Source organism: Betaproteobacteria bacterium (genome assembly GCA_009693245.1).
Taxonomy (GTDB): Bacteria; Pseudomonadota; Gammaproteobacteria; order Burkholderiales; family SHXO01; genus SHXO01.
The window spans coordinates 28,540-47,138 of sequence record SHXO01000012.1; the positions used below are offsets into that span (position 1 = coordinate 28,540).

At 60.4% G+C, this 18,599-nt stretch carries 19 protein-coding genes and 2 pseudogenes; 13 read left to right on the forward strand and 8 right to left on the reverse strand.

Annotation, left to right across the window (positions count from 1 at the left end; translation table 11 throughout):
• Positions 1 to 167: 167 nt before the first annotated feature.
• From EXR36_03395 to EXR36_03415, 5 genes are read right to left on the reverse strand one after another with little or no spacing between them, the layout of a single operon-like run.
• Positions 168 to 1,232: a hypothetical protein gene (locus EXR36_03395; protein ID MSQ58699.1), complete on the reverse strand. Its 1,065-nt coding sequence runs from the start codon at positions 1,230 to 1,232 to the stop codon at positions 168 to 170.
• The gene (locus EXR36_03400) at positions 1,229 to 2,620 is read right to left on the reverse strand and encodes a TolC family protein (protein MSQ58700.1); all 1,392 of its coding nucleotides are present in this window, start codon (positions 2,618 to 2,620) and stop codon (positions 1,229 to 1,231) included. Before EXR36_03400 ends, EXR36_03395 begins: the two co-directional genes overlap by 4 nt.
• Entirely contained in the window at positions 2,617 to 3,654 is a 1,038-nt protein-coding gene (locus EXR36_03405) for a heme A synthase (GenBank protein ID MSQ58701.1), read from the reverse strand. The genes EXR36_03400 and EXR36_03405 overlap by 4 nt, the downstream gene beginning before the upstream one ends.
• A gap of 25 nt (positions 3,655 to 3,679) precedes the next feature.
• Positions 3,680 to 4,072, reverse strand: a complete 393-nt coding sequence (locus tag EXR36_03410; protein ID MSQ58702.1) for a type II toxin-antitoxin system VapC family toxin — start codon at positions 4,070 to 4,072, stop codon at positions 3,680 to 3,682.
• Entirely contained in the window at positions 4,059 to 4,349 is a 291-nt protein-coding gene (locus EXR36_03415; GenBank protein ID MSQ58703.1) for a type II toxin-antitoxin system prevent-host-death family antitoxin, read from the reverse strand. The genes EXR36_03410 and EXR36_03415 overlap by 14 nt, the downstream gene beginning before the upstream one ends.
• Positions 4,350 to 4,505: 156 nt before the next feature.
• Between EXR36_03415 and EXR36_03420 the strand changes: the two genes are divergently transcribed.
• The 4 genes and pseudogenes from EXR36_03420 to EXR36_03435 all read left to right on the forward strand — a co-directional run bounded on the left by EXR36_03420 (position 4,506) and on the right by EXR36_03435 (position 6,517).
• Positions 4,506 to 4,814 (forward strand): AbrB/MazE/SpoVT family DNA-binding domain-containing protein, encoded by a 309-nt coding sequence (locus EXR36_03420; protein ID MSQ58704.1) that lies wholly within the window; start codon positions 4,506 to 4,508, stop codon positions 4,812 to 4,814.
• On the forward strand, positions 4,811 to 5,206 hold the full coding sequence (locus EXR36_03425; protein ID MSQ58705.1) for a PIN domain-containing protein: 396 nt from the start codon (positions 4,811 to 4,813) through the stop codon (positions 5,204 to 5,206). Before EXR36_03420 ends, EXR36_03425 begins: the two co-directional genes overlap by 4 nt.
• Positions 5,207 to 5,261: 55 nt before the next feature.
• Positions 5,262 to 5,844: pseudogene (locus EXR36_03430) on the forward strand (adenylate/guanylate cyclase domain-containing protein).
• A gap of 436 nt (positions 5,845 to 6,280) precedes the next feature.
• Positions 6,281 to 6,517 carry a hypothetical protein gene (locus tag EXR36_03435; protein ID MSQ58706.1) on the forward strand — a complete coding sequence of 79 codons (237 nt, stop codon included), beginning with the start codon at positions 6,281 to 6,283 and terminating at the stop codon, positions 6,515 to 6,517.
• A 94-nt stretch (positions 6,518 to 6,611) separates the two neighbouring features.
• On the opposite strand, the gene EXR36_03440 is transcribed toward EXR36_03435, so the two are convergent.
• The 3 genes from EXR36_03440 to EXR36_03450 are packed head-to-tail and all read right to left on the reverse strand — an operon-like array spanning position 6,612 to position 9,359.
• Entirely contained in the window at positions 6,612 to 8,081 is a 1,470-nt protein-coding gene (locus tag EXR36_03440) for a c-type cytochrome (protein ID MSQ58707.1), read from the reverse strand.
• 34 nt (positions 8,082 to 8,115) lie between these two features.
• The gene (locus EXR36_03445) at positions 8,116 to 8,973 is read right to left on the reverse strand and encodes an MBL fold metallo-hydrolase (protein ID MSQ58708.1); all 858 of its coding nucleotides are present in this window, start codon (positions 8,971 to 8,973) and stop codon (positions 8,116 to 8,118) included.
• Positions 8,970 to 9,359: a hypothetical protein gene (locus EXR36_03450; protein MSQ58709.1), complete on the reverse strand. Its 390-nt coding sequence runs from the start codon at positions 9,357 to 9,359 to the stop codon at positions 8,970 to 8,972. The genes EXR36_03445 and EXR36_03450 overlap by 4 nt, the downstream gene beginning before the upstream one ends.
• 118 nt (positions 9,360 to 9,477) lie before the next feature.
• On the opposite strand from EXR36_03450, the gene EXR36_03455 reads away from it, so the two are divergent.
• From EXR36_03455 to EXR36_03495, 9 genes and pseudogenes are all read left to right on the forward strand, one after another.
• Positions 9,478 to 10,041, forward strand: coding sequence for a hypothetical protein (locus EXR36_03455; protein ID MSQ58710.1), 564 nt, complete (start codon positions 9,478 to 9,480; stop codon positions 10,039 to 10,041).
• Between the two features lie 187 nt (positions 10,042 to 10,228).
• Positions 10,229 to 11,083: a branched-chain amino acid ABC transporter permease gene (locus EXR36_03460; protein ID MSQ58711.1), complete on the forward strand. Its 855-nt coding sequence runs from the start codon at positions 10,229 to 10,231 to the stop codon at positions 11,081 to 11,083.
• A gap of 2 nt (positions 11,084 to 11,085) precedes the next feature.
• On the forward strand, positions 11,086 to 12,306 hold the full coding sequence (locus tag EXR36_03465) for an ABC transporter substrate-binding protein (protein MSQ58712.1): 1,221 nt from the start codon (positions 11,086 to 11,088) through the stop codon (positions 12,304 to 12,306).
• 252 nt (positions 12,307 to 12,558) lie between these two features.
• On the forward strand, positions 12,559 to 13,602 hold the full coding sequence (locus tag EXR36_03470; protein ID MSQ58713.1) for a branched-chain amino acid ABC transporter permease: 1,044 nt from the start codon (positions 12,559 to 12,561) through the stop codon (positions 13,600 to 13,602).
• Entirely contained in the window at positions 13,589 to 14,323 is a 735-nt protein-coding gene (locus tag EXR36_03475) for an ABC transporter ATP-binding protein (GenBank protein ID MSQ58714.1), read from the forward strand. The genes EXR36_03470 and EXR36_03475 overlap by 14 nt, the downstream gene beginning before the upstream one ends.
• The gene (locus EXR36_03480) at positions 14,316 to 15,017 is read left to right on the forward strand and encodes an ABC transporter ATP-binding protein (GenBank protein ID MSQ58715.1); all 702 of its coding nucleotides are present in this window, start codon (positions 14,316 to 14,318) and stop codon (positions 15,015 to 15,017) included. The genes EXR36_03475 and EXR36_03480 overlap by 8 nt, the downstream gene beginning before the upstream one ends.
• Positions 15,018 to 15,037: 20 nt before the next feature.
• A complete protein-coding gene (locus tag EXR36_03485; protein MSQ58716.1) occupies positions 15,038 to 16,552 on the forward strand; it encodes an amidase in 1,515 nt (504 codons plus the stop codon).
• Positions 16,553 to 16,660: 108 nt separating this feature from the next.
• Positions 16,661 to 18,032: pseudogene (locus EXR36_03490) on the forward strand (Malonyl-CoA decarboxylase).
• Between the two features lie 23 nt (positions 18,033 to 18,055).
• Entirely contained in the window at positions 18,056 to 18,292 is a 237-nt protein-coding gene (locus EXR36_03495; protein MSQ58717.1) for a hypothetical protein, read from the forward strand.
• Positions 18,293 to 18,599: the final 307 nt, after the last annotated feature.

Sequence of the window (18,599 nt, forward strand, 5' to 3'; positions counted from 1 at the left end):
GAGGGAAGAATCGGTCCTGAATTACGAAAAGACTAATAGCTGAACCGATGACTAGCTCGCTGCGCGAATGCAACGGCGTTTTGTCTCCGGCCGCTCGCGTTGCTCGCTTAACCTTGGCTGCGCAAAGGTTAGCCTTCGACGAAACGATGACTAGCTCGCTGCGCGAGCTAGTCATCGTTTTCTTCCCGTATCTGGAACTTCTGCTCTTCCGACAGCAACAATTGCGCGCCCCGCACGACCACCTTCTCGCCCGCTTCGAAGCCTTCCGCGTTGAACCAGCCGCCGCCAAGTTCTTCCGTGGTATTCACTTCCTTGCGCACGAATTTATCGGACTCCTCCTGCACGTAACACCACGCCTTGCCGCCGTGCCACACCACGGCGGCTTGCAGGACGAGAACGCCGCTGCGTTCCCCGCCGCCGGTTTCCAGGCGCCCGGCCACGCGCATGCCCACGCGCAAGTCCTTGCCTTGGGCCAAGTACAAAAAGGTCGCGCCCGATAATCCCGTATCGGGATGGTGGCTTGGCGACACGTAGCGCGCGGGCCGCACGCCGTCGCTAACACCGATGGGGCCGATCGTCATCTGCTGCTTGGAGGCATTCTCGCGAAGTTGGTAGGGCAGTGAGATCTGCACCAGCACCTCTCTCTGGCTGCTCAAATTTTCGAACGTTTTTGCGCGCGGATCCACTGCCAAGGACATCAATTTCTCTCCCCAAGCGGAGCGCACGCTTTCGCGTAGGGTGTTGGTCGTTTGCTCCACGGCCGCGAGCTTGGCCTGTTCGCTTTGCCATTGCGTTCGCGCCACGATGACGGCACGCTCGGATACGTTGCGGTCATCGGCGTAGAGACGTTCCAAGCGCTGGTGCTCGCCCTGGGCGCTGGCCAGGGCGATGCGCTGCGTTCGCGACTGCGCCAAGGCAGCCAGGTATTGGGCGCGCAGTTCGAATAGCGGTTGGGGGTTCAATACCACACCAAAAATTTCGGCGGAGGCTTTGCTGTCCATACCTCGCAAATCCGCTGTTGCAATACCGCTCGCTTGCTGGCTTTCCACCGAGAGCGATACGGTAGCGAACCCTTCCTTGTTCCCCACGGCGGAGCGGGTCGCAACCTCTTTCTCCTCATGGCTTGCCGCAGGCTTGATCTCGTCGCGTGCGTAGAACACCAGCGCGAAAGCCAGCACGGCGATGATGAGCGCCATGCAAGCGATGATGATATGGCTGCGGGTCAATTTCATTGGCCGTAAGCCTTTCTGAACGCCGGCAGCGGTCCGCCGCGCAGGGGAACTTGCATGGCGTTTTCCAACTCTCCCAAAGCTACCAGGGCGGCTTGCCGCGCGGCCCAGGCACCGCGCGCGGCGGTCATGGATTCGAGCTTGCCCTGCACCAGGGCTACGCGATCCGCGACGCCGCCGGCGAACAGCGCCTGGGTTTCGGCCAAGCGTTTTTGCACCAACGCGGTCTGGCTTTCCACCGCCGCTAAACTTTCCAGGGATTGCCGGTAAACGGCGGTGCTGGATTCGCATTCGGCCAACACCCGCGCTTGTGCCCGCTCGAACACTTTTGACGCCACTTCGCGCTTTGCCACAGAGTGCTTGATCGCCGGTGCGTTACCCAGCGCGCCAGGGAGCACAAACCCGAGTGCTAAGGACCACACCGAATCGCCCTGGTCCCAAAAATATGCCGGTGAAAGCCGCACTTCCGGGTACTGTTTGGCCACCTCCAACTTAATGGCACTCTCGGCGGCAGCGTAGGATAAAAGCTGCTGGCGCAGGTCCGTCCGATTGAGCAGCGCTTGCGCGCGCACCGACGATCCCTCGGGCGAAGCCGGAAAGGAATCGAAGCCGGTAAATGACAATACCAAGGCACGCGTAATCTCGAGCGGCACGCCCAGAGCGCCCGATATAACTCCCAGCGAACGCTCGGCGGCAAGCTTTTGAGTTTCCACCTCGCCGCGCGCCTGGGTGGCGCGCAATCGCGCCGTGGTCACTTCTCCCGTGGATGCCATCCCTTCCTGCAAGCGGCGCTGCAAGAGCTTGAGCAGCGTTTCGTTCTCTTGTGCTTCTTTCTCGAATAATTCCAGATTGCGCCGCGCGGAATAAAGGCCAAGTAGCGCATCTCTCACCTGCGCGCGCAGTTGCCAGGCGGTGTAACCAACCTCAAGTTCAGCGGTTTCCGCGGCGATCTGTTCACGTTCCACGACTACTGCCCGGCGCGAGCCGCCAAAAACCGGAATCTCCAATTCGAAGCCCAAGCTCCAAGGGGTATTGTCGCTGGCCGGCCTTTCGCTATGGTGTTCCACGCGCGGAGCGATGCCCCAGGAAGGACGCGACTTGGCAAGCTCCAAGGAAGTTCGCGCCGCGGCCGCCTGCGCTCGCGCGACGTTGAGATCGGGGTGAAAGTAGAAAGCGAGCAGCGTCAGTTCCTTCAACCCCCAGCTTTCCACGGGCCAAGCGGATACGCCGTGGGCCAGCATGTAGTGCTTGAGCCCCGCTTCCCCCGCCGATCGCGTTGCGTAAGCGGCAGCCAGGCGTTCCGGATCGATGGGCTTGGGACTGTAAGATTGACGCGCGCAGCCCGCGCACACGACCAGGAGCAGTACGCTGCAAATTCGCGCCCGCCTCATTGCAAACGACTGGCACGTTGTGGCGAGTAGCGCAACTCCGCGGTGGCCCACAGCGACAAGGCAAAGAGCAACATGGCGCCCGCCTGGTGAGTGGCCGCCAGCGGCACGGGCACACGCATCAACAAGGTGGCGATGCCCAGTCCGATCTGCACGAACGACACGCAGAGGAGCAAGTTAATGACAAGCCGCGCGGCGGGCGTCAAATCCCAACCGCGGCTCCTCCACCAAAACCAGGGAACCAGCACGAATAAAGACCACGCAATACAGCGGTGCACGAACTGCACCGCTCCCACGGTGTAGAAGAAATTCTTCCACCAGGGCGTGAGTTCGAAGGCTTCCGGCGGTACGAGGTAGCCGTTCATGGAGGGGAATGTGTTGTAAGCGAGTCCCGCGTGCGTGCCCGCTACCAATCCGCCGGAGAGCACCATGACGTAGATGAGAATGGAAAGTGCGCCCGCATGGCGCGCGAGGGGTTCCACCGGGTTCCCGCGTTCCTTAAGCAGCCCGAGAGCCGTCCAAAACATGGCGGCGAATATGAGAAACGCCAACCCAAGGTGAACGGTGAGCCGGAACTGGCTCACGCGCGGATCGTCCACCAAGCCGCTCTTCACCATCCACCATCCCACCGCGCCTTGCAATGCGCCCAGCACAAAGATGCCGAATAATTTCGGCACCAACGAGCGCTCGATGCGTTTGCGCACGATGAAGTAAAGCAGCGGAAAGAAGAACACGGCACCGATGAGGCGGCCCAACAGCCGGTGGAAGTACTCCCACCAGAAGATGCCCTTGAAAGCCTCCAAGGACATGCCCTGGTTAATCTTCTGGTATTCAGGCGAGCCCTGGTACTCCTGAAACAACTCTTGCCAATGACTTTCAGAAAGCGGCGGGATCGCGCCAATCAGAGGTTCCCATTCCACGATGGACAGCCCCGATTTCGTGAGCCTGGTCACGCCTCCAACCACCACCATGGCGAATACCAGGGCGCAGCAGACGAGCAGCCAATAGGCGATGTTTTCTCTGGAACCGCGTTGCATTACGGCTTATTCTGAAACGGTATCGTCACGCAAAGGGGTTGAATAGCTCGATCCCGCACCCATCGAAGTCCTTGGTATTACGGGTAGCCAGGGTGAGTTTGTTGGTGTGCGCGGTGGCTGCGATCAGGATGTCCGGCTGCGTCCGCGGAGAGCCCTTGCTCGCGAGCTGGCCTCGAATCCGCCCGCCCAGCTGGGCAATCTCTTCGGTAATAGGCAACACCGTGCAATGCAGGGAGAGGAACTGCTCAAACCAAGCCGAGATGCGCCGATTGGGTTTCCAGGCAAGGCCAAAGCAAATCTCTTCCACTGTTATGGCGCTTACCGAGATGTGAGTCACGCCTTGTGCCCAGAGCAGCACTTTGCCAGATGGCGCACGGCGCGCGAGTTCGCTGATAACGTTGGTATCAACTAGATACATCGTCCAGGACGTTTAAGAGGGCGTTGCGCCGGTTCTTGCGGCGGGGAAGCGTTAGCTTGTACCGCTCCTCCTTTGCCACCCGGCGTAGTTCCTCGAAGGCATCCGCGAGCGATGCTTGCCCAGATTGCTTTCGCCACGCCTCGAACTCACCGAAAGAACGCGCATCGATCACCGCCGCGACGCGCCGGTCGCGGTTGTAGATGAGCTGCGGCTCCTTGGCTGCGCGCCGAACCACATCGGAGAATTTCTGTTTTGCTTCGGCTACTTTCCAGTCCATGATCTTTTTCCGCCGGGGCGTACCATCAATTAAAGATGTCCAAGTTTATCACTTGTTATGGACATAACGCCCGAGCAATCTCATGAGCGGTTTGGGCGGTAATTGACGCGCTAATGACATCCGAGTAGTGTCTTACCTTATTAGCTTACCGTTGGAATGGAAACCATGGAAACCATCAAGACATCGAGCAAGGGTCAGATTGTCATTCCCAAGACTATTCGCCAAGCACTTGATATCCAGAGCGGGACCGAATTGAAAGTCGAGCTCTTGCCAGGGGAAGGGTTCAAGGTGACGGTCAGCCATGCCGGGCGCATGGGCAAAGTCAAGGCGCTCTCTGGCATGCTCGCGCGGCATGTGGCTGAAGAAGCTCCTGCCCTGGACGACCGGAGCTTACTCGGTGCGGTACTTCAGGACGATGCGCGCACCCGCTCCTACGGAAAAGCGAAGGGCCGAAAACGCAGATGATCGCCCTCGACACGAACCTTCTCGCGCGCTTTCTGCTCGGTGACGAGCCGGTGCAATCGGCGGCGGCCAAGCGGGTACTGGAAAATCCGGACGAGCCGCTCTGGATTCCAGTAACGGTGACGCTCGAGTTAGCGTGGGTCCTGAAGTCACGAGGTGTTCCGCGCGAGGCATGTATCGAGGCCCTGCGCACGTTGTTCGCGCTGCCGAATGTGCGGCCGCAATTACCCGGCGCGATTGCAACGGCTTTCCAGTCGAGCGATGGCGGAATCGATTTGGCGGACGCGTTGCATCTTGCGCTGAGTGCGAACGCTGGAAAGTTCCTGTCTTTCGATACGCAACTCGCGAAGCAGGCCCGCAGGCTTGGCACGTACCCCGTTGTGTCGCCGCCGTGATGAAAACCTTGCCGAAGTTGAAGGTCTAGCGCCGTTATGCACTGCCCGCGCTGCCATCACGAGACTCGTTCTGGGGCGAAATTCCGCTAAGAATGCGCCGCAGCCTTGCCGCGCTTCTGTGCGAATTGTGGCGCGGAGCTTTCCCAGGCAGCCAAGTTTTGTTTCGAATGCGCCCATCCCGCCAGCGGCGGCCAACAGGCCGCCCACTCCGCAGATCTACACCCCCACGCACCTAGCCGAGAAGATTCTGGCGAGCAGGCCTGCCTTGGAAGGGGAGAGGAAGCAAGTCACGGTATTGTTCCCGGATCTGAAGGGTTCCATGGAACTGCTGGCTGACCGCGACCCGGAGGAAGCGCGCAGGATTCTCGACCCGGTGCTGGAGCGCATGATGGAGGCGGTGCACCGGTTCGAAGGCACGGTGAACCAGGTTATGGGCGATGGCATCATGGCGCTGTTCGGCGCCCCGCTCGCACTGGAGGATCACGCCGTGCGGGCGTGCTACGCGGCGCGGCGCATGCAGAAGAGCATGCGGAGTTAGGCGAACCTAAACGGGGCCATCCATTGCTTGCTTACGACTGTCCGATCACCGTGCGCGCCTCTCGCGCGGACAAGTGCCGCTCGCACAGCGAGCCGAGTAACGCGGAGCATCCAGCAGGGACAGCTTGCGAGGGGCAGTCCTCTTTCGGTTCCAGGCATCGATGGACCTCCCATGCAGGCCATTTAGGAGGCACCCGCTACTCGATCACTTCGTTCGCCTAAACCAGTATTGTCTGCGGGAGCTTTATTCCAAGGGTTTTCGCGGTCTTCATGTTCACCTTCATCTTGAAGGTTGAAATCTCCTAGATGGGAAGATCCGTGGGCTTGGAACCGGTCAGCAACCGGTGGATGTAGTATCAGGCTCGCCGATAGTCGGCCCACGAATCCGTACCGTAGGCCAAGAGGGTATCCACGCCATCGAAGCCGTAAATGTTGATCATTGGAATCTTGTACTTGAAGCTCAACCTGCCGGTGATCTCGCGATTCACGTAAAACACCGGCCCGAAGAGGTGCATAGCGGCCGGAATTTTCTTCCGCTTGATCTGCCTGAACGCCGGTGCCGAGATCGATCTTCTGATGCTCAAGTACGGGCGGCGGATTGGCATGGAATTCAAACGGACCGACGCGCCCGCACTAACGACTTCCATGCGCATCGCGATGAATGACTTGAAATTGGATCGCATGCTAGTGGTCTATCCGGGTACACGGCGTTATTCTCTGGCACCCGGCGTGGACGTCGTGCCCGCGGCCGATGTGGCGGTGTTCGTACCCTAGATCACTCGAAAAAAGCTCCTGCACACGAAGGACGCGAAGTAACACGAAGAAAACAATGTTTCGGTGGAAGCCAATGGACGGAGAGCGTTTCTCTCTACAAACTCCGCAAGAACGCCACCACCGCCTCGCGGTCGCTCTTGGTCATTTCCGCGAAGGCCTTGCGCGAGATTTCGGCCTCGCCGCCGTGCCAAAGAACTGCCTCGGTGAAATTGCGCGCGCGGCCGTCGTGAAGAAAGGCGTTCGCGCCGTTCACCGATTCGGATAATCCGATGCCCCACAAAGGCGGGGTGCGCCAGTCGCGGCCGCTCGCCTGAAAATCCGGGCGGTGGTCGTCCAACCCTTCGCCCATGTCGTGCAACAGCAAATCCGTGTAGGGGCGGATGGTCTGGTTGGCTGCCTGGGGAAATTGTGGGTGCTCGCCGGTTTTCAGCTCGGGGACGTGGCACGCGGTGCAATGCGCTTGCGCGAACAGAGCTTCGCCGCGTTGCACTTGGGGATTGTCCAAGTCGCGGCGCGCGGGCACGGAGAGGCTTTGCAGGTAGGTGACCGTTGACGCCAGCCTGAGCGCTGTGATCTCGGGCCGGCCGGAGACCATTTGCTCTTGGCAGCTTTTCTGGATGGGCGGGCAGTTTTGATCGGGATAGAACGGTGTGCTCAAGCCCAGGTCATTGAGGAAAGCCGCAGCCACCTGCTCCTTGAGGGTGGGGTGATTGGCCTTGAGTCCGAAGCGGCCGATGACGGTTTTCTTCTGCTCCGGTTCCCACACGTAGTTGGGTCTGCCCTGGATGCCGGCGGGTTTACTGGCCTTGGCGAGCACCAGCAAAGTCTCGCTGGGAACTGCCTCCAGCAAGCCAAGGCCGATTACGGGCGGTGCAAGACGCGCGGCCACCATGACGTCGTCGCCCAGCGGGCCGTAGGCAAGATCGCTCAAGATGATTTTGGGCGAACGCAGACTCACCGCTTCTCCATCCACCAAGGTGACGGCGTGCTCGTTCCATTGCACGCTGAAATTGGCCTCGATGGGAACCACCCCCTTGACGCCGAAATTCTGTAGCTGGTCCCCGTAGTGTGGATGAGGCAACGGCCCGCCATGAGGTCCCTCGCCCTTCATGCTCACGCGGATCACCAAGTTGGGCGCGGGCTCGAAGCGCACGGGAATGTGGCTGTCGAGGGTCGGGCCGTCGGGACCGTCCAGGTTGGCCGCTTCGGTCCCCGGTGCCGCTCCCCGGCCGTTGCCCGCGTGGCACGTAGTGCAAGCCTGCGCGTTGGAAGTGGGACCGCGGCCCCATTCGGCTTGCTCGAACCAGAAGAAGGCCCAGCGGTTCTGGAACATTCGCTTACCCAAGGCGAAGGCTTCGCCTTGTTGGGCGGTCAATAGCGCCGTGGGGATGGAATAGGCGAGGCGTCCTTGTTCCGGGTTGGTGAGCACACCGCCCGAGAGCGCTTGGGCCGGTAAAGCCGGCGCGAGGGAAGCGCCGGCCGGCGCCAATGCCAGCACGGCGGCCGCTGCCCACGGCGCGCCAATCTTCCAAGCGCGAAGGGTCACTTCTGGGTTACTCCTCATCTTGAATTTCATTTACCCCACACAGTCTCCGTGGTTAAGCAGTTCGAGGATTTCCCACCAAGATCGTCGCGTTTTCCTTGGCTGGAGTCACCCGAAACCGGGGCCTTGTCCTACCGGCCGCCTGGGCGAAGAGCGCATCGAGGAACTCGTCGCTGTGTTCAGGATCGTGGTGAAATGGCACGAGGTGTTTGGTCTGCGATATCACGCCAAAGGCGAAGGTGCCGGAGACCGAACTATGCCACCAACCCACCCGGCCCTCATACTCCGCATCGGTATATTGCGCGTCATGCAAGAGCAGATCCACGCCGTGAGCCAAGGCGAATCCCGAAGTCCATTCCCCCGGCAAATGCAAGCGCTTCATGCCCAGGACCGGTTCGTGATCTGGTAGGTAAGCCATGCTCAAGCCATCGGTGGCGATGCGGTAACCCACCGTGGGACCTGGGTGGCAAACCAGGGCGGAAGTCACCTTGAAGGGCCCGATGGCGCTCTCCCCGCAGGGCACTTCGTGCAGCGTGAGCTTGCACGGCAGATCCCTCAGTCTGACGGGGAATAACGGCGGCGACAGGTAGCGCGCCAATCGTTCGCGCAAATTCTGCGTGGTGCTGGCCGGGCCCCAAATGTGGATCTCCATGCCCTCTTCGTACAAAGGCTGAAAGAAGCCCAGCCCTTGGATGTGATCCATGTGCAGATGCGTGAGCAACAAGTCCACGCGGCGCAATGTGCTCGGGAGCGCTTTACCCAGCGGCCGAATCCCCGTGCCGGCATCTAGCACCAGAGTCCAGCCTTGCTCCCAGGTGACTTGCACGCAAGACGTGTTACCGCCGTAGCGCGTGGTGTCCGGCCCCGGAGTGGCCAGGGAGCCGCGCGTGCCCCAGAAGGACACCTGCATCACGGTTTGATTTCCCAGAAGATTGCCACGGCGCCGGTGCAGCGCTGGGCTTGGCCGGTCAAGGGAAGCGCCGTGACCGCCAGGTGCCTACGCTGGCCGTCCAACCCGCGAATCCAGAATACGCGGTGGGCCGGGCGGCCCTCGCGCAGGGCGATGATAAGCGGCAATTCGTCCGGAGGAATCATACGGCCCTCCTCATCCACGGGAGTGAACACGGTGGTCCACTCGGGGGCCGCCATCTCTCCGGTATCTTCGAAGCGATGCCCCAATATCACTTCCGCCGGTTCGTTATAGAACAGCATGGTGCCCTCGGCATCCACAAGGAATACCGGCGTGGACAGATAGCTCGCGAGCTGGCGAGTGAGGATGGCCTCTATCTCGTGCTGCATGGGTTTCATGGGTGAGCCTCCTTGCGGTTGCATCACTTTCCCCTCCGTTAATGCGCGCCTTAGCCGCGATTGTACGAAGTATCCTCGCCTGGCTTGCGCGGCGGCTTAGAATCCAACCATGACGACAAGCGCACTGGGCACCTCCTTCATTCGCACGGGTAAACGAATCACGGCGGGGCTCGAAGAGTTGGGCGCGCTACATGGCCTCGCGCGCGAGCTTTGCCCAGGCGGTTTCCCGGCGGAGGAAACGCGCGAACTCCCCGCGCTCCACGACCACATCCGCCTTGGGTTCATCGATGGCCTGCGCGACCAGATCGTTCATGAACTCGGCCTGCCCCGCGCGATTTTCAGCCGCGACCGCTTCTCGGTACACGGCTGCGGGCCGGTGGGTTTGCACGACGATTTCTTCCGCTTCCCCTACGTGTACTTCGTGGTGGTCGTGGCGCATTCGGGCCGTCTGGGATTGGTGGACGAAACCAACACAGCCAAGCGCCACGAGGTAGGCGAGATTATTTTGCTGGACCCTCGCCGCAAACACGGCCTGGTGCGAGAGGGCACGAACGCCGCGCAGCATGTCTACGACCAGACCCATCGCGAGGTCCGCGATCCGGACGAGCAATTTCTATTTCTCGGCTTCGACGTCATGCGGCCGGATTTGCGCTCCCGGTTTCGCCCTCGATGATGCATTGCGCCATGGGTGTCCTATTCACAAGAGCCTTGCTTCGCGGCGAAGGAAGTCTTATCTTGGCGGCGCAATCGGCTAGGCGAGGCCCGGCCAATAGTTTGGAAAGAAGCCGTACCGCGCATGGAGGAGGAAACCCAGCGGGGCGGTAAATAATAACTTCGCGCGAGCAGGTGCCCAAGAAGCCGTGAATTCCATCCCATTCTTCTTCAATGTGGCCGCCTACGGCGCCATCTTTGTCTTGGTAGTGCTGGGGCTGGGTGTCATCGCCAGCATGATGGGCATCTTCAATTTCGCCCACGGCGAGTTCGTGTTGTTGGGGGCCTACACCGTTTATTGGTTTGACCAGCATGGGCTGCCCCCGTGGCTCGGCATGCTGGCCGCACCCCTCGTCGTGGGGGTCATTGGCGCCGCGCTGGAGCGCACGGTCATCCGGCGCTTTTACGCCGCGCCCATAGTGGCCATGCTGGGCACTTACGCCATAGGAATGGTGCTGCGCGAAGGCGTGCGCATGCTGCTGGGCGGCCAGTTCTTCAACGTCCTGGCGCCCTTCGTCGGTTCCTTCGAAATAGGCCACACCAACATCTCCAAGTGGCGCACCGCCGTGATCGTCATCACGGCGCTGATCATGGTGGGAAGCTATTTGCTGCTCGCCAAGACGCAATGGGGATTGCGCATGCGAGCCTCGTTGGAGAATCCTTCCCTGGCCCGCAATTCCGGCATCTCCACGAGCCGCGTGTACGCCGCCACCTTCGCCTTCGGGGCCGCCTTGGCGGGTTTGGCAGGCGGGCTCATGGTTCCCATTTATGCCATCAACGCGGACATGGGAGTCCCCTTCCTCATCAAATCCTTTTTGGCTGTCATGCTGGGCGGCATGGGCAGCTTCGAGGGTTCCATCCTGGGCGCCGCATTGGTGGGGACGACCAGCGCCGCGCTGCCTTGGGCCATCAAGCCCGTGGTGGCGGATGTTTTAGTCTTCTTGATCGCCATCGCGATCGTGAAGTTTCGGCCAGATGGCCTTTTGACCACAAGGAGGAGTTAGCCATGAGTAATTCCAAGAAAGAACCACCATATCAATCCCGAAGGGAGTTCATCCAACGTAGTTCGCTGTTAGCTGGAATGACCGCCTTGGGCGCGGGAAGCTTCCTGTACAACCCGGAAAAAGCCCACGCCGCCGATGCTATCAAAGTGGGCATCGCGACGGATCTGACGGGCGCTATCAGTTGGGGCGGCATTCCCAACTCGCAGGTGGCAAAGATGGTGATCGACGAGATCAACGCCGCCGGAGGTTTGCTGGGCCGGCCGCTGCAGATGGTCCTCGAGGACACGGCCACCAACGAGCAACTGGCCGTCACCAAAGTGCGCAAGCTGGTCACGCAGGACAAGGTGGCCGTGGTGTTCGGCGGTATCACGAGTTCCATGCGCAATGCCATCAAGGACACCATCGTCAACCGCGGCAAGACTCTCTACATTTACCCGCAGCTCTACGAAGGACTGGAGTGCACCAAGTACCTGTACTGCACGGGGCCTTCACCCGCGCAACAGTGCGACACGTTCATCCCGTGGTTGATCAAGAACGGCGGCAAGAAGTTCTATCTGCCCTCCGCGGACTACGTGTGGCCCCACACGCTGAACAAATACGCGCGCAAGGTCATCGAGAAACACGGCGGCGAAGTGGTGGGCGAGGAGTATTTCCCTGTCGATCACAACGAATACAGCGCCACGGTCAACAAGATCATGTCGAGCGGCGTGAACAACGTGTTCAACACTACCATTCCGCCGGGTGTCGCGGCCTTCTTCAAGCAGCTCTACGAGGCCGGTTTTCAGAAACGCGGCGGCCGCCTGTCCTGCGTGTACTACGACGAGAACGCGCTCAGCATCACGCCCGCCCACGAAATCGAAGGCTTGGCCAGTTGCCTGGATTACTTCAAGGAAGTGAATGACCCCTTCGGTAACAAAGTACAAGCGACGTACAACCAGCTTTACGGCACCAAGAACCCCCTCACTGCGGGGAGTGCCGCCACCGGCATGTGGCGCGGCATCAATCTATGGGCCGAGGCGGTGAAGAAAGCCAAGAGCATCAAGCGCGAGGAGGTCGCCGCGGCGCTTGAAACGACGAAGCTCGCCGATGGTCTGGGCGGAGGCTGCGAAATCGTACCCGGCAAGTGGCACACCAAGATGAACATGTATATCGCGGTGGCCAAGAGCGGCAAGTACGAGATCGTCGAGAAAAGCAACGGGCTGGTCGATCCGCGCGAGTGCTAGATTTAATGCATCACAATGCGACTTAGTGTCGGCGTTCTCCCTCACCCCAACCCCTCTCCAGCAGGGAGAGGGGTCTTTCCTCCCTCGCCCTCCGGGAGAGGGAACGAGGGTGAGGGAAAGCTTTTGACGCCATCGGTTCAGTTTGCGACACAGCAGGGCTAACCAATTGCCATTCCATCCGATGCCACAGGCCTTGCCGGCCTGTCCTTCTAATCCTCGCCGCCTTCTGGGGGCGAGAGGACGGCTCGTGAGATGAACGGCAAGTCCAGGAAGATCCGCGTCGCGCTTCCCGTCATCGAGGCGGTGCTGCTGGCCGCCGCGGTGCTGCTTCCGCTCGTGCTGGATGATTTTTGGATTTTGTTCACCACGCGCGTGTTTATCCTTGGACTGATCGCGCTGTCCTTCGATCTCGTGTGGGGTTACGCGGGGATCATGAGTTTTGGGCAGGCTTTATTCTTCGGCATGGCGGGCTATAGCACCGCGCTGATCGCCACCAAATTAGACGTTACATCGGTATTCATCATCGTCCCCGCCGCAGCGTTGGTAGGTTTGATCGTTTCGTTCCTGATGGCCGTATTGGTGATTCTGGGAAAACGCCAGCCCAGCATGGTGTTCATCGCATTGGGTACGCTCACCGGCAGCTACGTCGTGGAACGCCTCGCGCGCGGCTGGTCCTACGTGGGGGGGCAGAACGGAATTCCCAGCCTGCCCCGGTTAACGGCCGGCAGCTTCGAGATTACCGAGGGACCGATCTTCTACTACATGGCGCTCGGCGTACTGCTCGTCGTATACGTGTCGTTGCGGCTTCTCACTCGCTCGCAGTTCGGCTTGGTTCTCGCCGGTATCAGGCAACAGGAGAACCGCATCACCTTCTTCGGTTACAACACTCAGAACTATAAAGGCATCGCCTTCTGTCTCGCGGGGGCCATCGCGGGATTGGCGGGCGGCCTCTATGGATTCCACGAGGGCTACATCGGACCGGGACAACTCGGGCCCGTGTTGTCCACCCAAGTGGTGCTCTACACCTTGTTTGGCGGGGCGGGCACCTTGATCGGTTCGATCCTCGGCGTGGGGCTCATCGACTTGTTCAGCTACCACCTGTCCCATGTGTGGGACATGGGCTGGCCCATACTTTTGGGATTGCTACTGCTCATCGTGGTGATGTTCAGGCCCACGGGGTTGATCGGTTTCATCGTGAGCGACCGCGAGCGCATGGGCGTCTTCGGGCGCCCTGGAAAAAAAACCTCTTCGGGCAAGGATTCAAGCGAGGTCAAGACTAGCCATGAGCCTGCTTGAGTGCCGGGGTTTGACCAAAACCTTCGGCGCGCTGACGGCGCTGGATAACGCTCACCTGGACGTCCAAGCCAACGAATTTCATGGCTTGATTGGCCCCAACGGCTCGGGCAAGACAACGCTGTTGAAATGCATTGCCGGTGCCGAGTTGCCCAGTTCTGGAACCGTTTCCTTGGCGGGCGCGAACATCACCAACCACACCTCGACGCAACGTGCGCGTGCCGGATTGAGCATGAAATTTCAGATCACCGCGGTGCTGCCACAGCTTTGCGTTTACGACAACGTGTTGCTAGCACTGCAGTCGCGGGAGTCCTCCATGAACTTGATGTTGTCGCGTTCGCGCCGGAGGATGCACGGGGAGGTGATGAACACACTCGAGCGCTTTAATCTGGCGGATCGTTCCGGGGAAATGGCGGGCTTCCTATCCCATGGCGAGCAGCAATGGCTGGAAATCGCCATGGCCTTGGCGCGCGAACCCGCGCTGCTGCTGCTCGATGAGCCCACGGCTGGCATGAGCCAGCAGGAGCGCCGCGCCACGGGGGAGCTGTTGATTTCCATCAAGCGCACATGCTCCGTGCTGATCGTGGAGCACGACCTGGATTTCATCAAGGACATCTGCGATTCCCTCACGGTGCTCGACCAAGGGCAAGTGGTCGCCACCGGCCGCACGCGAGAAGTGCAGGAAGACCCGCGCGTGAAGGAGGCGTATCTAAGCCATGTCTGAGGTACTACTCCAGGCTAAGGGGCTGAGCACTTTCTACGGCACCAGCCAGGCCTTGTTTGACGTGTCGCTATCGGTGCCAGCGCGCGGCGGCGTGGCCATCCTGGGACGCAACGGAGCCGGGAAAACGACTTTGCTCAAATCGCTTTCGGGCGATCTGCATCCAAGAAATGGCAGCTTGTTTTTTAATGGCATGGAGGTTGGCGAGCGCTCCACGGAACAGCGGGTGCGGCAAGGCTTGGGTCATGTACCGCAAGAGCAAGCCGTATTCGGGGGGCTCACCGTGCGCGAGAATCTCTTGGTGGGCGCCATGGCCGATCCGAGAAAAGAAGTCCGCATCGAGGAAGTGGTGCAGCTTTTTCCCCGCTTGGGTGAGCGCATGTCGCAGCAGGCCGGCACCTTGAGCGGTGGCGAGCGTAAGATGCTTGCCATCAGCCGCGCGCTGTTGGGACGCCCAAAACTGCTGATGCTCGATGAACCCACGGAAGGCGTGTGGCATGAAGTCATCGAGGAGATCGCGCAGCGGCTGGAGGCGTTGGTGAAGGACATCGCGGTGTTGATCGTCGAGCAGCACGTTCAGTTGGCGCTGCGAATTTCGCAGTACTGTTACGTCATGGATCGCGGGCGCGTGGCCTTGGAAGGGCCTTCCAGCCAAGTGCGCGACGATCCGAATCTCATGCGCCTGCTGGCGCCCTAGTCACCTGGAAGGAGGAAACCATGGCCGTACCACCCATCACCCCCGAGCAAGTTCTCGACGCGGCGGACACCGTCGGACTATCGCTGACCGCCGCCGATGTGGATTCCTACATCGGCTTGATGAAGGGCTTCATCGATGCCTACAACGCGGTCGATGCCATGCCGGATAATTTGCCGCCCGTGAAGTACCCGCGCACGCCGGGGCGTTTCCCCACCGCGGAAGAAAATCCGCGCAACGCCTGGTACGTGAAGACCTCCATCAAAGGCGCGGCGAGTGGCAAGCTGGCGGGAAAGAAGATCGCCGCGAAAGACAACATCATGGTGGCGGGCGTGCCCATGATGAACGGTTGTTCGATCCTGGAGGGCTACGTGCCCGAGATCGACGCGACCGTAATCTCGCGCATTCTGGATGCGGGCGGTGAAATCGCCGGCAAGGCGCACTGCGAAAACTATTGCATCTCGGGCGGAAGCCATACGGGCGCGAAGGGGCCGGTGCACAATCCGCACAAGATGGGTTTCTCCGCTGGCGGTTCCTCATCCGGTAGCGGCGTATTGGTGTCGCTCGGTGAAGTGGACATGGCGCTGGGGGGTGACCAAGGCGGCTCCATCCGCATGCCCTCGGCTTGGTGCGGGATCGTCGGCATGAAACCCACCCACGGGCTGGTGCCGTACACGGGCATCATGCCCATTGAGATCTACGTCGATCACACGGGGCCCATGACCAAGAACGTCAAGGACAACGCGCTCATGTTGGAAGTGATCGCCGGAGCGGATGGGTATGATCCGCGCCAGTTCTCGCCGAAGACGCATGCTTACACGCAAGGATTGGATGCCGGTGCCAAGGGCATGCGCATCGGCGTCATCAAGGAAGGCTTCGGCAGGCCCGAATCCGAAGCTGCCTCGGACGATAAGGTGCGCAAGGCCATCGAGATGTTCAAGAAGCTGGGCGCAACGGTGGAGGAAGTCTCTATCCCCGAACACTTGGTGGCACCCGCCGTATGGACACCCATCGGCACGGAAGGGATCGCGCAGACCATGATGTTCGGCGACGGCTACGGGCTCAGCCGCCAGGATCTCTACGTGACCAGCATGATGGACAAATTGCACGGTTGGGAATTGCGCGCCAACGAACTCTCGGAAACCACCAAGATCCTCACGGTACTGGGCGTTCACATCAAAAAACACTTCGGCAGCCGCTACTACGGCAAGGCAGTGAATATCTCTCGCCGCATCGCGGCGGCCTACGACGCGGCCTTGAACAAGTACGACGTCTTGGTGCTGCCCACCATGCCCATGAAGCCCACGCCCCTTCCCCCCGCCAATGCGCCACGCGAACTCTATGTACAGCGCGCCCTGGAAATGATCGGCAACACCGCCCCCTTCGACATCACCCACCATCCCGCCATGACGGTGCCCTGCGGCATGGTGGACGGATTGCCCATTGGATTGATGATCGTGGGCAAGCACTTCGACGAGCCCAGCATCTACCGCGCCGGTTATGCGTTCGAGCAATCGTGGGATTGGAAACAAATGTGATGGTGGGTGAGGCGGGAAGCGTTAGGCGGGAGGCGTAACTACCCACAAGACAGGCCCCGCGATGCGGGGCCTGTCTTCAGAAGCGGCTCGGCGGATCGATATTGGATCATGCTGAATTCCCTTCGAGCACCTCGCCGGCGCAAATCCCAAGAACATCCGGTCGCGGCTCCCCGCCGCGCATTGGACGAGGCCACGAAGAACGAGATACGCAATCAGTTCCGGGATTGCGCCCAGCGCCTGGGGGGGTGAAGTCTCGGCGCGAATTCGGGCCGCACGCCTGGGCGAAACCTACTTGGCCTTGGATGAAACGGGCCGGCACGAATTTCTGCGCATACTGGCCTTGGAGTTCGGTCCCGACCCCAAGGAGGTGGAGATCGCGCATACGGTTTACCAATCCATGGTGGGCACCCATATGCAATGGGATGCCGAAGCAGCGCTGCGTACGGTGATGCGTTCCAAGCGCGTGCGAATCCTTACCCAATTCAACGCATTGCCCCAAGGCGTGAAATTTCTGGTGGACATGCGGGAGGATCTGCTGCGCTACGCCGGCGACGATCCCGGTTTGGCCGCCTTGGGCCGGGAGATGGAGGCGCGCCTCTCCGCGTGGTTCGACGTGGGCTTTCTGGAACTACAGCGTATCACCTGGGATTCGCCCGCGGCTCTGCTGGAGAAATTGATTGAGTACGAAGCGGTGCATGCCATAGGCTCGTGGAACGATTTGCGCCACAGGTTGGATTCCGACCGGCGCTGCTACACGTTTTTTCATCCTCGCATGCCGCGCGAGCCGCTCATCTTCGTGGAAGTCGCGCTCACCCAAGAGTTGTCGGGCAGCGTTCAGCGCTTGCTCGACGAGCACCGCCGCGTGTCCGATGCGGACAGGGCCAGTGCCGCGATTTTCTATTCCATTTCCAACACGCAACCCGGGTTGCGCGGGGTCCACTTCGGAAATTTTCTTCTGAAGCGCGTCATCGACGATTTGCGCGGCGAGTATCCCCGCCTAAGAATTTTCTCCACTCTTTCTCCCATTCCGCAGTTGTCAAAGTGGATCGAGCAGAATCCCGCGGCACTGGACGCGGCTCTCGGCCAAAGTGCGCGGCGCAAGCTCTTCGCCGAGATGGGAGAAGCCAGCATACCGGTTACCGAGTATCTTGCCTCCGGCCGGTGGGCCGGTAACGAGACCCTCGGAAAACTACTGCGCGCGCCCCTTACGCGACTGGCCGCGCGCTATCTCCTGCAAGCCAAGGAGGAGGGCCGCCCTTTCGATCCAGTCGCGCGCTTTCATCTCGGTAACGGCGCCAGGGTGGAGCGCCTCAATTGGCTGGGCGACGTATCGTCACGGGGCATGCGCCAGTCCTACGGATTCATGGTGAACTATCTCTACGAACGCGAGGACATCGAACGCAACGTGGAGGTGTTCGCCAGCGCGGGCGTGGTGAACGCATCGGGACAAGTGAGAAAACTGCTCGATGGAGCAAAATAGCCGCTTTCACCCCCACGACAAAAATGCCCAATCACCGGGCGGCAATCGCTCATTTACATCGTGGAGACTGGCAAGCCGCTCACGAGATCGTCCAGAACCTCGATGATCCCCTGGCCTACTGGCTCCACGCGCTGGCACACCGGCTTGAAGGCGATCTGGACAATGCGCGCTATTGGTACCGGCGCGCCGAAAGGACCTTCGATCCGGGCCTTTCCGTTGCGGATGAATTAGGGCTGGTCATGGCTCAGGTCAAGCCATAAGCTTTCCCATAAGGGAACCTCTAAAAATCACTCCGCACGGGGAAGGGAATATCCGGAGCGTCTGAATAAGTTGCATTCGAGATGGGGTCGCACGCAATCGTGCGGCTTCACCGGCTTGCGAGGCGGTTGTGCGGCCTTTTCATCCCCGTTTCTCTCCTCTTACCCAACCGCACACGGATTGACCCCTTGCGGGGCTAATGCGCTTTTTGCGGCACGCTTGATCAACTGCATCAGGCGCACCATGTTGTAGACCAGGTTCATCATCGCGATCTTGGCCCGTGCACGGGCCATTCCGATGGTGCGCACG

Bases quoted from the DNA above. Each gene is read 5' to 3' on its own strand.
- EXR36_03395 (MSQ58699.1), bottom strand. From the start codon at position 1,232: ATGAAATTGACCCGCAGCCATATCATCATCGCTTGCATGGCGCTCATC.
- EXR36_03400 (MSQ58700.1), bottom strand. From the start codon at position 2,620: ATGAGGCGGGCGCGAATTTGCAGCGTACTGCTCCTGGTCGTGTGCGCG.
- EXR36_03405 (MSQ58701.1), bottom strand. From the start codon at position 3,654: ATGCAACGCGGTTCCAGAGAAAACATCGCCTATTGGCTGCTCGTCTGC.
- EXR36_03410 (MSQ58702.1), bottom strand. From the start codon at position 4,072: ATGTATCTAGTTGATACCAACGTTATCAGCGAACTCGCGCGCCGTGCG.
- EXR36_03415 (MSQ58703.1), bottom strand. From the start codon at position 4,349: ATGGACTGGAAAGTAGCCGAAGCAAAACAGAAATTCTCCGATGTGGTT.
- EXR36_03420 (MSQ58704.1), top strand. From the start codon at position 4,506: ATGGAAACCATGGAAACCATCAAGACATCGAGCAAGGGTCAGATTGTC.
- EXR36_03425 (MSQ58705.1), top strand. From the start codon at position 4,811: ATGATCGCCCTCGACACGAACCTTCTCGCGCGCTTTCTGCTCGGTGAC.
- EXR36_03440 (MSQ58707.1), bottom strand. From the start codon at position 8,081: ATGAGGAGTAACCCAGAAGTGACCCTTCGCGCTTGGAAGATTGGCGCG.
- EXR36_03450 (MSQ58709.1), bottom strand. From the start codon at position 9,359: ATGCAGCACGAGATAGAGGCCATCCTCACTCGCCAGCTCGCGAGCTAT.
- EXR36_03455 (MSQ58710.1), top strand. From the start codon at position 9,478: ATGACGACAAGCGCACTGGGCACCTCCTTCATTCGCACGGGTAAACGA.
- EXR36_03465 (MSQ58712.1), top strand. From the start codon at position 11,086: ATGAGTAATTCCAAGAAAGAACCACCATATCAATCCCGAAGGGAGTTC.
- EXR36_03470 (MSQ58713.1), top strand. From the start codon at position 12,559: ATGAACGGCAAGTCCAGGAAGATCCGCGTCGCGCTTCCCGTCATCGAG.
- EXR36_03475 (MSQ58714.1), top strand. From the start codon at position 13,589: ATGAGCCTGCTTGAGTGCCGGGGTTTGACCAAAACCTTCGGCGCGCTG.
- EXR36_03480 (MSQ58715.1), top strand. From the start codon at position 14,316: ATGTCTGAGGTACTACTCCAGGCTAAGGGGCTGAGCACTTTCTACGGC.
- EXR36_03485 (MSQ58716.1), top strand. From the start codon at position 15,038: ATGGCCGTACCACCCATCACCCCCGAGCAAGTTCTCGACGCGGCGGAC.
- EXR36_03495 (MSQ58717.1), top strand. From the start codon at position 18,056: ATGCCCAATCACCGGGCGGCAATCGCTCATTTACATCGTGGAGACTGG.